Origin of the sequence: Leptolyngbya sp. GB1-A1, assembly GCF_039962475.1 — a bacterium.
Classification (GTDB): domain Bacteria; phylum Cyanobacteriota; class Cyanobacteriia; order Elainellales; family Elainellaceae; genus Leptolyngbya_A.
In genome coordinates this window covers 50,483-63,862 of the sequence record NZ_JAMPLI010000028.1, presented here as the reverse complement: position 1 = coordinate 63,862, position 13,380 = coordinate 50,483, and the positions used below count along the sequence as shown (strand labels likewise).

At 50.1% G+C, this 13,380-nt stretch carries 20 protein-coding genes and 1 pseudogene; 20 read left to right on the top strand and 1 reads right to left on the bottom strand.

Features of this window, described 5'->3' with window-relative positions; translation table 11 throughout:
- Positions 1–370: 370 nt before the first annotated feature.
- The 9 genes and pseudogenes from NDI45_RS21420 (at position 371) to rpsM (ending at position 4,553) form a co-directional block, all read left to right on the top strand.
- On the top strand, positions 371–1,222 hold the full coding sequence (locus NDI45_RS21420; protein ID WP_348248623.1) for a DUF4365 domain-containing protein: 852 nt from the start codon (positions 371–373) through the stop codon (positions 1,220–1,222).
- 142 nt (positions 1,223–1,364) lie between these two features.
- Positions 1,365–1,880, top strand: a complete 516-nt coding sequence (locus NDI45_RS21415) for an acetyltransferase (RefSeq protein ID WP_199296798.1) — start codon at positions 1,365–1,367, stop codon at positions 1,878–1,880.
- The gene (locus NDI45_RS21410; protein WP_190794061.1) at positions 1,877–2,038 is read left to right on the top strand and encodes a hypothetical protein; all 162 of its coding nucleotides are present in this window, start codon (positions 1,877–1,879) and stop codon (positions 2,036–2,038) included. Before NDI45_RS21415 ends, NDI45_RS21410 begins: the two co-directional genes overlap by 4 nt.
- 282 nt (positions 2,039–2,320) lie before the next feature.
- A complete protein-coding gene (locus NDI45_RS21405) occupies positions 2,321–2,653 on the top strand; it encodes a nucleotidyltransferase family protein (protein WP_190794060.1) in 333 nt (110 codons plus the stop codon).
- Positions 2,625–2,963, top strand: coding sequence for a DUF86 domain-containing protein (locus NDI45_RS21400; protein WP_190794059.1), 339 nt, complete (start codon positions 2,625–2,627; stop codon positions 2,961–2,963). Before NDI45_RS21405 ends, NDI45_RS21400 begins: the two co-directional genes overlap by 29 nt.
- A gap of 27 nt (positions 2,964–2,990) precedes the next feature.
- Positions 2,991–3,332: pseudogene (locus NDI45_RS21395) on the top strand (Uma2 family endonuclease); the annotation flags it as partial.
- A gap of 265 nt (positions 3,333–3,597) precedes the next feature.
- A complete protein-coding gene (gene infA / locus NDI45_RS21390) occupies positions 3,598–3,822 on the top strand; it encodes a translation initiation factor IF-1 (RefSeq protein WP_036002386.1) in 225 nt (74 codons plus the stop codon).
- 121 nt (positions 3,823–3,943) lie between these two features.
- Complete coding sequence (gene rpmJ, locus NDI45_RS21385) at positions 3,944–4,057, top strand: 50S ribosomal protein L36 (RefSeq protein ID WP_190794058.1); 114 nt, start codon at positions 3,944–3,946, stop codon at positions 4,055–4,057.
- A gap of 115 nt (positions 4,058–4,172) precedes the next feature.
- On the top strand, positions 4,173–4,553 hold the full coding sequence (rpsM, locus tag NDI45_RS21380) for a 30S ribosomal protein S13 (RefSeq protein ID WP_190794057.1): 381 nt from the start codon (positions 4,173–4,175) through the stop codon (positions 4,551–4,553).
- Here the strand turns inward: rpsM and NDI45_RS21375 are convergent.
- Positions 4,543–4,689: a hypothetical protein gene (locus NDI45_RS21375; protein ID WP_348248622.1), complete on the bottom strand. Its 147-nt coding sequence runs from the start codon at positions 4,687–4,689 to the stop codon at positions 4,543–4,545. The two genes, rpsM and NDI45_RS21375, sit on opposite strands and share 11 nt — an antisense overlap.
- 41 nt (positions 4,690–4,730) lie before the next feature.
- Between NDI45_RS21375 and rpsK the strand changes: the two genes are divergently transcribed.
- The 11 genes from rpsK to NDI45_RS21320 all read left to right on the top strand — a co-directional run bounded on the left by rpsK (position 4,731) and on the right by NDI45_RS21320 (position 13,243).
- Positions 4,731–5,126 (top strand): 30S ribosomal protein S11, encoded by a 396-nt coding sequence (gene rpsK / locus NDI45_RS21370; RefSeq protein WP_190794056.1) that lies wholly within the window; start codon positions 4,731–4,733, stop codon positions 5,124–5,126.
- Positions 5,127–5,248: 122 nt separating this feature from the next.
- Positions 5,249–6,196, top strand: a complete 948-nt coding sequence (locus NDI45_RS21365; RefSeq protein ID WP_190794055.1) for a DNA-directed RNA polymerase subunit alpha — start codon at positions 5,249–5,251, stop codon at positions 6,194–6,196.
- Between the two features lie 69 nt (positions 6,197–6,265).
- Entirely contained in the window at positions 6,266–6,616 is a 351-nt protein-coding gene (rplQ, locus tag NDI45_RS21360; protein WP_190794054.1) for a 50S ribosomal protein L17, read from the top strand.
- Between the two features lie 21 nt (positions 6,617–6,637).
- The gene (gene truA / locus NDI45_RS21355) at positions 6,638–7,561 is read left to right on the top strand and encodes a tRNA pseudouridine(38-40) synthase TruA (RefSeq protein WP_190794053.1); all 924 of its coding nucleotides are present in this window, start codon (positions 6,638–6,640) and stop codon (positions 7,559–7,561) included.
- 11 nt (positions 7,562–7,572) lie between these two features.
- Entirely contained in the window at positions 7,573–8,028 is a 456-nt protein-coding gene (gene rplM / locus NDI45_RS21350; protein WP_190794052.1) for a 50S ribosomal protein L13, read from the top strand.
- Positions 8,028–8,441 carry a 30S ribosomal protein S9 gene (gene rpsI / locus NDI45_RS21345; RefSeq protein WP_190794051.1) on the top strand — a complete coding sequence of 138 codons (414 nt, stop codon included), beginning with the start codon at positions 8,028–8,030 and terminating at the stop codon, positions 8,439–8,441. The genes rplM and rpsI overlap by 1 nt, the downstream gene beginning before the upstream one ends.
- 270 nt (positions 8,442–8,711) lie before the next feature.
- Positions 8,712–8,957, top strand: coding sequence for a 50S ribosomal protein L31 (rpmE, locus tag NDI45_RS21340; protein WP_190794050.1), 246 nt, complete (start codon positions 8,712–8,714; stop codon positions 8,955–8,957).
- Between the two features lie 126 nt (positions 8,958–9,083).
- Positions 9,084–10,190 carry a peptide chain release factor 1 gene (gene prfA, locus NDI45_RS21335; RefSeq protein ID WP_190794049.1) on the top strand — a complete coding sequence of 369 codons (1,107 nt, stop codon included), beginning with the start codon at positions 9,084–9,086 and terminating at the stop codon, positions 10,188–10,190.
- Positions 10,191–10,493: 303 nt separating this feature from the next.
- Positions 10,494–11,750 carry a DNA repair exonuclease gene (locus tag NDI45_RS21330; RefSeq protein ID WP_190794699.1) on the top strand — a complete coding sequence of 419 codons (1,257 nt, stop codon included), beginning with the start codon at positions 10,494–10,496 and terminating at the stop codon, positions 11,748–11,750.
- Between the two features lie 65 nt (positions 11,751–11,815).
- On the top strand, positions 11,816–12,652 hold the full coding sequence (locus NDI45_RS21325; RefSeq protein ID WP_190794698.1) for a tetratricopeptide repeat protein: 837 nt from the start codon (positions 11,816–11,818) through the stop codon (positions 12,650–12,652).
- A gap of 348 nt (positions 12,653–13,000) precedes the next feature.
- Positions 13,001–13,243: a hypothetical protein gene (locus tag NDI45_RS21320; RefSeq protein ID WP_190794697.1), complete on the top strand. Its 243-nt coding sequence runs from the start codon at positions 13,001–13,003 to the stop codon at positions 13,241–13,243.
- Positions 13,244–13,380 lie beyond the last annotated feature (137 nt).

Sequence of the window (13,380 nt, the reverse complement as noted above, 5' to 3'; positions counted from 1 at the left end):
GTGCCAACGCCGTGATTCAATTGGGTCAGTGCTGGTTTGATAGCGAGTTTTGAGTTCCTCACTACTGAGATGTTTTTCCAGTGTCAGTGTACGTGCCATGCTCCTATTTTATAGTGTTACTGCTTAGCCGGATTTCGTATTAGGCGGAATGGAAGGCAAAAACAGACCGAAGAAACGCTCTCAGGATTCGGGCTAATGCCTGGAATCAGGGGATTATGCGGAAAATTTGTCGGGCTAATGTCCAATTGGAGCGATTAGACGGAATTCATTCAGCCTAATTGCCTCTACAGGGTAGATAGCCCGAACGAGTTCAGCCCAATCAGTAGTTAGACCTCTAGAACATAGTTAGACCTCTGGAACAATTCCTGACATGCCCAAGCGACCACGAGAACACATCATCGAAGACCTTGCTCGCGCGCAACTTCATCAGGTGTTTGCAAGAGCCGGTTGGTCGTCTGAAGATCTCAACCAAGACTATGGAGAGGATGTCCTTATTCGGATTTTCGATAACGGAACCGCCACGCCCTGGTCATTCTTAATTCAATCTAAGGGAACAGACAATCTGGAACGCTACCTTGCGAAGGATGGGAAAAACATCTCATTCCCAATCCGATCTACGCACATCGAACATTGGAATCGTTTTTGGGAGCCCGTCGTTCTCGCCATTTACGATGCAAGCACTGAAATAACCTACTGGGAGGTCATTCAAACTTTCCTTGACTCCATAGAAGATTCAAGCAAACCGAGGAAGTCGATTTCAGTACAGGTACCAACCGACAATCTGCTCAATGCCGAAGGGCTTCAGCGACTCAGAAATCGAACCAAGAATAGGTTTCAACGCTTCGAGGCGCAGAAAGAAGGTGCAAACATATTGATCGATGAACTGCGCAAACAATGGGGGGTCAATATTGAATATGAACCCGAATTCGGAGTTCTGATGTTGCCAAAAGGCGAATTCAAACCAGATCCTTCTAGTGGGCGCACCGTCACTGCGTTTGGTCAATTCGCTGCACAACTCGAACGCTTCAAGGACAAATACGGAATTGACCCGCAGAAGTCCGTCGCCGACAGCATCGATATCATGTATCAAATTATCATGGCCTACAAAGGCGGTGCCAAACTACAAGTACGCGACAAAGATGGAGCGGTTATCAATGAATGGGAGACTCTTGAAGACCTGGAACGCCATGTTGATCGTCAGGCGGAACTTGAGGATGATTGAAATCTAAAACGAGGTCTAACAACCCTGGTGCAGCGGATTTGCTCAAGTCACCTGCCGAGTTTCAAAGACGCTGGCAACCGCTGACCAGGAACGTTATAGGGCCAGAATTTACATGTTGCCAAAGAAGACAAGAGCTTAGAGAATGATGCAACTGCAAGAAGGAATTTCCCCAGTATCTTCCGCAGACTTTCGGCGAGTAGTTGAAGTGTGGGAAGCCTCTGTGCGCGCAACACACTATTTTCTCTCAGAAGCAGACATTCAGTTATTCAAACCGCTAGTGCTCGATGCGCTTCCCCACGTGGCAAAGTTGGACTGCGTGCGAAATGACCAAGGTCAAGTTGTTGGCTTCATCGGCGTGGTTGAGAGCAAAGTCGAGATGTTGTTCATTGACCCATCATGGCGTGGAAAGGGAATTGGATGCCAGCTGCTTAAATATGCTGTCAGGACACTTGGTGCTACAAAAGTTGATGTGAACGAGCAAAATGAGCAGGCAGTAGGGTTTTATCTGCGAATGGGGTTTGAAGTGGAAGGGCGTTCGGAGTTGGATAGCATGGGCAAGCCGTTCCCTTTGTTGCATATGCGGTTAGGGGATTTAGCGCAAGAGCGTGGCTCCGGGAAGGAGGTATATAACAAATCGCTGAACCGGAACGGAGTATGAGCTATCCATTAAGTTGCACAGGTTATCTCCGTCCGGTCATCTCAATCGTTGGACGGTGTGCGCCTTACCTTTACGAGCAAGAAGCTTTACCAGATAACCATGTCACGATTTTGAGAACTGATTTACTCGAATCCGGTTTACCTGTCGATTTACCTTAATAGCATTATTGGCAAGCTATTGGTTGAAAAGCATTTCAAAGGGTCATCCGAGCTGATTGAGCTATATCCCAACGAAATTGCTTAATTTTTAGTTTGGGAAGCGCCTGATTCCGTCCAACAAAAAATTAGAAGCAAGGTTGAAGCCTCTCACCAAAAGCGGGCGCAGTCGAAACAACTGTTAGAAATTGCTAAAACAGGAGTAGAACGGGCAATCGGAACTGATGAAGCGACGGCAGTAACCCGGATAAATCAGCAGTTAGAAGCCTTGGGGGTAGAACTGACATGACGATTAGGGCGATCGAACTACCAATGGAGAAAATTGCTGAGTTTTGTCACAAATGGCAGGTCACGGAACTCGCCCTGTTTGGCTCTGTCGTGCGCAATGACTTCCGACCCGACAGCGATATTGATGTAATGGTGCAATTCCATCCAGATGCTCACCCTACTTTCCGTACCTTAGACTTGATGGAAGCAGAGTTACAAACCATTTTTTGTCGAGAAGTTGACCTGATTACCCGTCAGGGGATTGAAACCAGCCGCAACTACTTACGTCGTTACGAAATCCTTTCCTCTGCCCAGGTAATTTATGCAACGGGATCTTCAATTTCTGCTTGATATGCTGCAATCCGCAGAACTGATCCTGGCTTACACTGCTCAAAGCTCGAAAGATGAGTTCGTTGCAAACGTGCAGCTTCAAGATTCAGTGATTCGACGATTATTGGTCATTGCTGAAGCCGCAAGACGAGTTTCAAACGCGACCCAACAGGCATTACCGAACATCTCTTGGCAAGAAATCAACGGAATGCGAAATCGATTGGTGCATGAATATAATGATGTCAACCTCAACATTGTTTGGGATGTGGTTCAGTTTGAGATACCACCTTTGATTAAAGAACTGAAATCGCAGATTCCTCCAGAACCATGAGGATATTTGGTGGAGGCGATTCTCTCCGAGCTAACCCAAGAACTGCTTTGGTCTGACCAATCCATTCTGACGCTGGGCAGCTCCATTAAATTTGTGGCAGAAGCGGTGAGTTGCAATTGGCAGAATGACTACACCCGGAAGGTTAAGGATTATGCAGTTTTAGGCATTCCTGAATACTGGATCGTAGACTATGCAGGGTTAGCGGGCACTCGATACATCGGCAAGCCCAAATAACCCACGCTCTCGATTTGTACGCGAGTGGATGGCGAGTATGAAATTCAGCAGCTTCGGGGTAATTAGAACCTCGTCTCTCCAACCTTGCCTAATATAAAGGTTATGGCTGAGCAGGTGTTGAAGGCTGGCGTATAGAAGTTTTATAGGTGCAAACGTTCTCCTATTAAAGTAAGTTATTCTCTACACGGGTGTTTGGATTAACCTGAAGATTGATCCAACTGCGTGAAGATTTGTTAGCCTAGAAGAGGAGCGATTGAGCTCTCTTATTTTGCTGCGTTGGTGTTTTGGTGGTAGCGATGTCGATCGGCGAGAAGCGAGACATTGGGCTGACCCTGGCACTAACCTCGATCGAATAAACCTAATAACTGTTAACTGTTGATTTAGAACAGAGGAAGGCTCATTGTCTAAGCAAGACCTAATCGAGATGGAAGGTACAGTCACCGACTCATTGCCCAACGCGATGTTTCGGGTGGATTTAGATAACGGTTTTAACGTCCTGGCGCACATCTCAGGCAAGATCAGACGGAACTATATTAAGATTCTGCCAGGCGATCGGGTGAAGGTTGAGTTGACTCCCTATGACCTGACGAAGGGCAGAATTACCTATCGACTGCGAAAGAAGTAGAGTCGCAGCGAGTTTTAGCGAGATAAAATTTTTTGGCTTCTGCAATTGCAGAAGCATTTTATTGACAAAATCCTTTTAATTTGATAGGATGTCATTTTTGTAGTCTTCAGATTTTTGGGACATGAAAGTCCGGGCATCCGTTCGTCGTATGTGTGAAAAGTGCCGCGTCATCCGTCGTCGCGGCAGAGTCATGGTAATTTGTGCAAATCCGAAGCACAAGCAACGCCAGGGATAATGCTAGTAATCTAGCTCAATTTCAGTTGGATTAGATCCAATTTGGCTTCCCTTCATTAGTGGTTTGTGGTTATCTAAAAGCGCGATCGTTACAGACAAGATTGGAGAATTGAACCGTGGCACGAATTGCCGGAGTAGACCTTCCACGTGAAAAGCGTGTTGAAATTGGTCTGACCTATATCTATGGAATTGGGCTGACCCGCTCAAAAGAAATCCTTGCCAAAACTGGCGTGAATCCAGACACTCGCATTCGGGATCTTTCCGATGCCGACGTGGCTTCCCTGCGGGAAACGGTTGAGGGCGATTATCAGGTTGAAGGTGACCTGCGACGGCTTGAAGGTCTGAACATCAAGCGATTGATGGACATCGGAACCTATCGGGGTCGTCGTCACCGCTTGGGGCTGCCCGTGCGGGGTCAGCGGACGAGAACCAATGCCCGGACGCGCCGTGGTGGTCGTCGTACCGTTGCAGGTAAGAAGAAGGCTCCTAAGAAGTAAACACGGGTGGCGAATTGCTGGGGTGGAGAAGTGCTTCTTCCGATCGCCCCTTCTTGTGCTGTTTAGCCGCAGCCCGGAAGGACAGTGTAAGAAGGGCAATTACCTTACTGCAAGCTGGCTCTCGTTTCTGCGTCATAAATGCTTTCTATGGCTAAATCATAAGGACAGGCAGGTAGCATGGCAAAACAACCTCAAAAAAAGACTGGACCTAAAAAGCAAAAGCGCAACGTTCCAAGCGGCGTTGCCCATATTCAGTCCACGTTTAACAACACGATCGTCACGATTACCGACAACGGTGGCGAAGCGATTTCCTGGGCATCTTCTGGCTCTAGTGGCTTCAAGGGTGCAAAGAAGGGAACTCCGTTCGCAGCTCAGACGGCAGCTGAAAGTGCGGGTCGTCGGGCAGTGGATCAGGGAATGCGCCAGATCGAAGTAATGGTGAGTGGGCCGGGATCGGGTCGGGAAACTGCGATTCGGGCACTTCAGGGAGCGGGGCTGGAAATTACCCTCATTCGAGATGTAACTCCGATTCCGCACAACGGCTGCCGTCCTCCGAAGCGTCGTCGCGTATAGAAATTCATTGGATTTCTACCGAAGATTTTTACCAAAGTTTGGGCGAGTTGGGCGAGTGAGGGCACGGGAAGCCAGTTGGGATAGCAGGTTTCCCTCAGCACAAGGAGAAGGGAGGTTGGATTGTGGCACAGTTTCAGGTTGAGTGCGTTGAGTCTGCTATTCAGGACGATCGCAGCTCATACAGCAAGTTTGTGATTGGACCTCTGGAAAGAGGTCAGGGGATTACAGTTGGAAACGCTTTGCGGCGTGTGCTTCTGTCAAACCTGGAGGGCGCAGCAATTACGGCGGTGCGAATTGCTGGAGTAACGCATGAGTTTATGACGGTTCCCGGCGTGAAGGAGGATGTCCTGGATATCCTGCTGAACATGAAGGAAATCGTACTAAAAAGCTACTCGACCCAACCGCAAATCGGTCGGGTGCGGGTTGAAGGACCCACCACGGTAACGGCTTCCTACTTCGAGCTTCCCTCAGAAGCCGAGGTGATCAACCCTGACCAATACGTTGCAACTCTGGCTCCGGGGGCAACCTTTGAGATGGAGTTTCGCATTGAGAAGGGTGTAGGCTATCGGGCGATCGAGCGGGGACGGGACGAGAATACTGCCCTGGATTTTCTGCAAATCGACTCGGTGTTTATGCCTGTACGGAAGGTCAACTACACCATTGAAAGCGTCAGAGCGGATGGCTCGCTGGAGAAAGATCGCCTGCTGATGGAGATCTGGACAAACGGCAGCTTTACCCCTCAGGAAGCGTTGAGCCAGGCATCAAATATCTTGGTTGAACTCTTTAACCCCCTGCGGGAAATTGACTTTGCGCCGATCGACGATATGGATGATAGCGTCGAAGATCCGGCAAACCAGATTCCGATCGAGGAGCTCCAGCTTTCGGTTCGCGCCTATAACTGCTTGAAGCGAGCACAAATCAACTCGGTTGCCGATCTGCTCGATTACACCCAGGAAGACCTGCTTGAAATCAAAAACTTCGGGGCGAAGTCTGCTGAAGAGGTGATTCAGGCACTTCAGGATCGGCTGGGCATCACGCTACCGCACGATAAATCCTCCAGACCAACTTAGGTTCTGGAATTCATTCAGTTTTTCATTTAGTTCATTATTTAGTTCATCAACTACCGCTATCTGTTAACTATGCGTCACCGTTGTCAAGTCCCTCAGTTGGGCAAGCCAGCCGACCAGCGAAAGGCTCTCCTTCGGGCATTAACCACCGAGCTGATTCGTCATGGTCGCATTACTACGACAAAGATCCGAGCAAAGGCTGTTCGTAGCGAAGCAGAGCGCATGATCTCTCTGGCAAAGGATGGATCGCTTGCCGCTCGTCGTAAAGCTCTGGGCTATATGTACGATAAGCAGCTCGTCCACCGAATGTTTGAGCAGGTGAAGGAGCGTTACGGCGATCGCAATGGCGGTTACACCCGTATCGTTACCACGGTTAACCGCAGAGGCGATAACGCCGAAATGGCAATTATCGAACTCACCTAATTGCGCTTACCTGATCGCCTCATGTCTTCTAGCGAGTTGCCTTCCTCCAAAGCTGGATCGAAAACGGATTTTTCTGGGGACGATCGGCACAGAGTTGCCCTAGTGATTCAATACCTGGGAACCCATTTTCATGGGTGGCAGCGGCAGCCAAACCACCGATCGGTGCAGGAAGTGCTAGAGGACACGATTCGAGATGTGCTGGGTTTCCCAGTGGTCGTGCATGGGGCGGGACGAACTGATTCCGGTGTTCATGCGGCGGCTCAGGTGGCTCATTTTGATGCTCCTGTGCGGATTCCGGGGTATCGTTGGGCAGACATTTTGAACCATCGTTTGCCTGCTGATATCTCGATCCGAGCTTCGGCGATCGTCCCTCCTCACTGGCACGCCCGCTTCTCGGCAAGCTGGAGACGCTACCGCTACACAATCTACACTGAAACCCGTCCGAATCTGTTTGTGCGTCCGTTTGCCTGGCACTACTACCTGGGCGCACTAGACGAAACGTTGATGCAGGCTGCGCTGGAGCCAATGCTGGGGCGACACCATCTGGCAGCGTTTCATCGGGCAGGGTCGAGCCGTCCCCATTCCTGGGTTGATATTCAAGCGGCGGAATGTGTTCGTCGCGGGTCGTTTATCCAGATCGAATTGCAGGCAAGCGGCTTTTTGTATGGCATGGTGCGCCTGCTTGTCGGTATGCTAGTTGAGGTGGGTAAGGGCGATCGGTCTCCGCAGGAGTTCACCCAGATCTGGATAGAGCAGAGGCGCGACCTCGTAAGGTATGCTGCACCGCCTCAAGGCTTATGCCTGCTGCGAGTTGACTATCCGGAGTTTCCCTTTCCGCCTGAAATTTGGTACGACACCCAGCCTCAGTTCAATTTACTGACTCCTCTAGATTTTCCTGCCGCTTTAGACCAGGGGCAGCTTGAGAAAAAGACTTTACCTCTGTAGCCACATCTCCCATGACTAAAACCTACCTACCCACAAAAGAGACGCTTGAACAGAAATGGTATGTCGTAGACGCGGCAGACCAACGGCTGGGACGGCTCGCCACTGAGATCGCAATGGTGCTGCGCGGCAAGAATAAGCCGACCTACACGCCCCATATGGACACAGGCGATTACGTTGTTGTGATCAACGCGGAAAAAGTAGCGGTAACTGGCAAGAAGCGATCGCAAAAACTCTATCGCCGCCATTCGGGTCGCCCGGGCGGCATGAAGACTGAGACGTTTGACCAGCTTCAAAACCGCATTCCCGAACGGATTATCGAGCAAGCTGTAAAAGGAATGCTGCCTAAGAACTCGCTTGGTCGCCAGCTTTTCACCAAGCTGAAAGTGTATGTGGGTAACACTCATCCCCACCAGGCACAGCAGCCTGAGATTTTGAACATTAAAACGATTCCGGGAGAGAATAAATAATGCAAGCTACTGATAGAGCCGATCGCGTCACGTATCTGGGCACAGGTCGGCGGAAATCCTCGGTCGCAAGAGTTCGCCTGGTGCCGGGAAGCGGTCAGCTTTTGATCAACGGCAAGCCGGGCGATCTGTACTTGCAGTTCAACCCCAGCTATCTGTCGGTGGCAAAGGCTCCGCTGGAAACGCTGGGACTGGAAGCTGAATACGATATTCTGGTCAACGTTCGCGGTGGCGGATTGACCGGACAGGCAGATTCGATCCGTCTGGGTGTGGCTCGTGCGTTGTGCCAGCTTGACCCGGAAAACCGAAAGCCCCTGAAGGTTGAAGGCTACCTCACCCGCGATCCCCGTGCGAAGGAACGGAAGAAGTACGGTCTGCACAAAGCCCGGAAAGCTCCTCAGTACTCGAAGCGATAACTTCTCTCGCTTGACCTGCCTCCTCTTGAAGGGGGGTGAAAGAGGATTAGTGGTTTTGCATTGCCTTCTAAATTCCTCAATGCTGGAGGACTATGATACAGGAAGACTTCCGATCGTAAAAGGAATGTCTGTAATGGTTCTGGTTCCTTCCCGGATTGGGGTTAGGAAGCGGTTCAGGAAACAATCCTTTTCTAACTTCCTCTTGCGGAAGCTTGTCAGGTGAAGCCGTTAAAATAGATAAAGCAGCCCATCTCTACTGGTTTTGGAATCATGGCGAAAGATATTCATCCTCAATGGTATCCAGAGGCGAAGGTTTACTGTAACGGCGAAGTCGTGATGACCGTCGGTTCGACCAAGCCTGAACTGCACGTTGATGTGTGGTCTGGAAATCACCCCTACTATACCGGAACTCAGAAGATTATTGACACTGAGGGTCGTGTAGAACGCTTCCTGCGGAAGTACGGCATGAGCGACAGTACTGCTGGCACCGAAGACAAGAAAGACAACAAAAAGTAGCCGGAATTCGCTTATATTACCGATCGCCCCTGACACCTAAGTAAAGTCAGGGACGATTTTTGCAATTTAATTTTTTGAGCAGGTATTTGAACGAGAAATCCAGGCAATAGGCTTGTGGAGGCTACGATGGCTGAGTCTTATTTATTAGAAAAACTAAAGTCGGTTGAGCAGACCTTTAACGAGTTAACGAAGCGGCTGGCTGACCCTGACATTGCGCGCGATCCTGGTGAATATCAGAAAGTGGCGAAGGCGCGATCGGGTCTGGAAGAAACGGTTAACACCTTTGAAACGTGGAAGCAAACTCAGCAAGAGCTAGAGGATGCCCGACAAATCTTAAAAGATGCCGCCGGAGATGTTGAACTGCGGGAAATGGCGACAATGGAAGTAGAAGAACTGGCTGAAAAGCTTGATCAGCTTGAGCATCAGCTGATGGTTCTCCTGCTGCCCCGCGACCCAAATGATGACAAGAACATCATGCTGGAAATTCGTGCCGGGACAGGCGGTGATGAGGCAAGCATCTGGGCAGGCGATCTGGTGAGAATGTATTCACGCTACGCGGACGTTCAACGCTGGCGAGTCAAGCTGGTGAGCGAATCCCCTGCCGATATGGGCGGCTTCAAGGAAGCGATTCTGGAGATCCAGGGCAATCAGGTTTACAGCAAGCTGAAGTATGAGGCGGGGGTGCATCGCGTCCAGCGCGTTCCGGCAACGGAGGCAGGCGGACGGGTTCACACTTCAACCGCAACTGTGGCGGTGATGCCAGAAGTAGATGATGTGGAAGTTGAGATCGACCCGAAAGACATTGAACTGACAACGGCGCGATCGGGTGGTGCAGGTGGACAGAACGTGAACAAGGTTGAAACGGCGGTAGACCTGTTCCACAAACCCACTGGAATCCGAATCTTTTGTACCGAGGAACGATCGCAGCTTCAAAACCGAGAGCGAGCCATGCAAATCCTGCGGGCAAAGCTGTACGAAATCAAGCTCCGAGAACAGCAGGAAGCGGTGACATCGATGCGGCGATCGCAGGTCGGAACGGGATCGCGATCGGAAAAAATCCGCACCTATAACTACAAGGACAATCGTGCGACTGATCACCGCCTAGGGCAGAACTTTACGCTCACAGCTATTCTGGAAGGCGAGTTGGAGACTGTGATTCAGTCCTGCATTTCCCAGGATCAGCAGGAGCAGCTTGAGGAATTGGCGGCTTCGACTTCTGGTTCTTCGCTGTAAGGCGCTCGGATCTGCTTTCACAGGGTGAGTGTTTTCACCTGCCCTTTTTAGCATGTGTTTGTTTTAGAGGTTGCTTGGAGGGCGATCGCTAGCAATCGCTACTTAATTTACCTCACCAAAACAACGTCATTTTGCCTAATCGTTAGATTTGGCTGCGTCATAAGGTGTCGTAGATGCCCATTTCAGGGCTGTCCCAGTCCTCCGCAAAAGCTGCCAAGTTTGCCTTGGGCAAGCAAGAACAGAAGATTTGGACGGAATTAGAGAGAACCGCTTACAATAACGTCAGTTGCGTCCATTTGTACTATGGCTCGTTTTTTGCATCTGGCTGATATTCATCTGGGGTTCGATCGCTACGACAGCAAACCGCGAACCCAGGATTTTTTCCTGGCATTGGAAAATGCCCTCGAAAAATATGCGATCGCAGAACGAGTCGATTTTGTGGTGATTGCGGGTGATTTGTTTGAGCACCGTAACATTCAGCCTGCCACGCTAAACCAAGCGCAGCACTGTCTTCGACAACTGAAACAGGCAGGGATTCCGACTATTGCGATCGAGGGAAACCACGATAATCGCCCTTATGGAGCGCGGACGAACTGGCTCCGCTACCTGGCGGACTGGGAACTGCTAATTTTGCTGGAGCCGGGAGACGTGGCAGCGGGTGAACCGCTTTATTCGCACTGGAAAGATGGCTACGGCGGCTATATTGACCTGGACTGCGGCGTGCGAGTGATGGGGTCGCAGTGGTACGGCGCGGCTGCTCCGAAGGCGATCGAGCAAATGAGTCAGGCAATGCAAGACTTACCGCCCAGTCCGGGACAAACTGTTTTTTTGCTGCATCACGGCATGGAGGGACAGATTGCCCGCTATCAGGGGGCGTTGCGCTACTCAGATGTGCTGCCTTTAAAACAGGCGGGAGTCGATTACCTGGCACTGGGACACATTCACAAGAATTACGAACAGGAAGGCTGGATTTTTAACCCTGGCTCGATCGAGGCAAATAATATTGAGGAATCTCGATTTCGGCGCGGCGTGTATTTGGTGGAGATCAGCGATCGCGGCGTACAGGCAGAACTGAAGACCGGCTACTATCAGCGATCGATTGTTCGTTTGAAATTGAAAACGAAAGGACAGGAAACGCTAGAAGAACTGGAGCAGGCAGCGATTACGTTGGTGCAAACTGCCATTCAGCAGGAGCAGATGAACCCAGCCGATCAGCCAATCGTGGAACTGCGGATCGAAGGGGAGGTGGGATTCGATCGGCTCGATTTTGACGTGCGCCAACTGCAACGACAGCTTCAGCAACTTAGCAATGCGCTGATCTTTTTGCTTAAGTATGACGTGGACAACGTGGCTTACAGTTCGCCTTTGGCTGAAGATGCCAGCCGTTTGCAAATTGAGCAGGAGATTTTCACTGATCTGCTTTCCGGTCATGTGCAGTATCGCAAGCGGGCGGCAGAACTCGCGCATGGGCTAATTGATTTAAAGGATCGGCAACTTGAGGGGCGATCGGAAGCTGAACTGTTTGAGCTAGTGCAAACGCTGCTGAGTGCGGAGAATTGATCAGTCAGTAAGCTACGGGGCGAGAGGATTTGTCACAAAACTCAATCCCTGGCATGATAATGGGCATGATGCGAAACCTGCTTTTTTCAGTTCTGCTGTCGATCGTCCTCTGGTGTAGCTATTTTGCCCCGGTTCAGGCAAGTCCTCTGGCTTTAATCGTTGCTCAAGTAGAATCTACCAGCATAGAACCTGCGAACGCTGAATCCCTGGCTAATCTGAAAGCAAAAGCCTTTGCTGCCACAAACAAGGGGAACTTTGCCGCCGCAGAAACCTACTGGACTCAGCTCCTTGAAGCTTTCCCCGACGAGCCTGCTGTCTGGAGCAATCGCGGCAATGCTAGAGTGAGCCAAAATAAGCTGGAGTCCGCCATCCAGGATTACAATCGGGCGATCGAGCTGGCTCCTGATGCACCCGACCCGTATCTGAATCGGGGTACGGCTTATGAGGGTTTGGGACAGTACGCAGCGGCGATCGATGACTACAACCGTGTGTTAGTGCTAGACCCAAGTGATCCGGCTGCCTACAATAATCGCGGCAATGCAGAGGCAGGTTTGGGGCAATGGGAGCAGGCAGTTCAGGATTACAAAAAAGCAGCTGGTTTAGTGCCGGACTATGCCTTTGCCAGGGCAAACTATGCCCTCGCCCTTTACCAGACAGGCGAAACAGAGGCAGCGATTCGAGAGATGCGAAATCTAGTGCGGAAGTATCCCCAGTTTGCCGATATGCGAGCAGCTCTTACCGCCGTACTCTGGGTTCAGGGAAAACAGGGCGAAGCAGAAAGTAACTGGGTTGCAGCCGTTGGGCTAGATAAACGCTACAAAGACTTGGACTGGGTTGCCACTGTTCGTCGATGGCCCCCCACAATGGTCGCTGCTCTAGAGAAGTTTTTGACATTGCAATAAATTCTTTGCAACAGATTCTTTCAGAAATGAGATAAGTAAGGCGTTTCGGGCAGCAAAGGTTTCGCAAAAAGCAACTGTACTGCGATGCTCATAATCTGCCATCGTCGAATTTTTTAATCACACGTAGCAACTCACCAAAATTGCAGTGATTTGGCAAATTCTCGAGCTTAGGGAAGCTTCTCCTTAATCTCCTGCAACTTTATATGTATTTTTCATAAAGTATGAAGGAATGATAGTAAAAATTAGGTAAGGTGCACGAGTTCACGGTTGTGGCTGTTTGTATTTATAGAAGTTTATTTTGCTCAATCCGATTGGTAGGAGCAACCCATCAGGGCGAGAAATAGGGTAATGCTGATTCGACTGCTTTTGGTATATCTGCTGGTTTCGCTAGTTGTCTTCATCACGCTGCTTGGAGTTTTTTGGGCTGATCATACTACGCCAAAGTCCGATCGACTCTCTTGGCTGCTAGTTTGCATTGGCTCTTTTATCTGGTTTATTACCATTCCTTTATCGATCATCGAGCTGACACGTAAATTATTTCGTCGAGATATTTTGCCCAAACCAGAATGTCCGTGGAAAACGTGGAACTAAGGTCTAAAGCCAGTTCAAGAGGCAGCTCACAACGGAACAGAATCAGCTCGGATTGACGTGGCGAAGGGGCGTTCTTTCAGTCCTCAGACCGTCTTTCGTGCTCACTTTTGTACTCACTTTTGTACTCACTTTTGCAC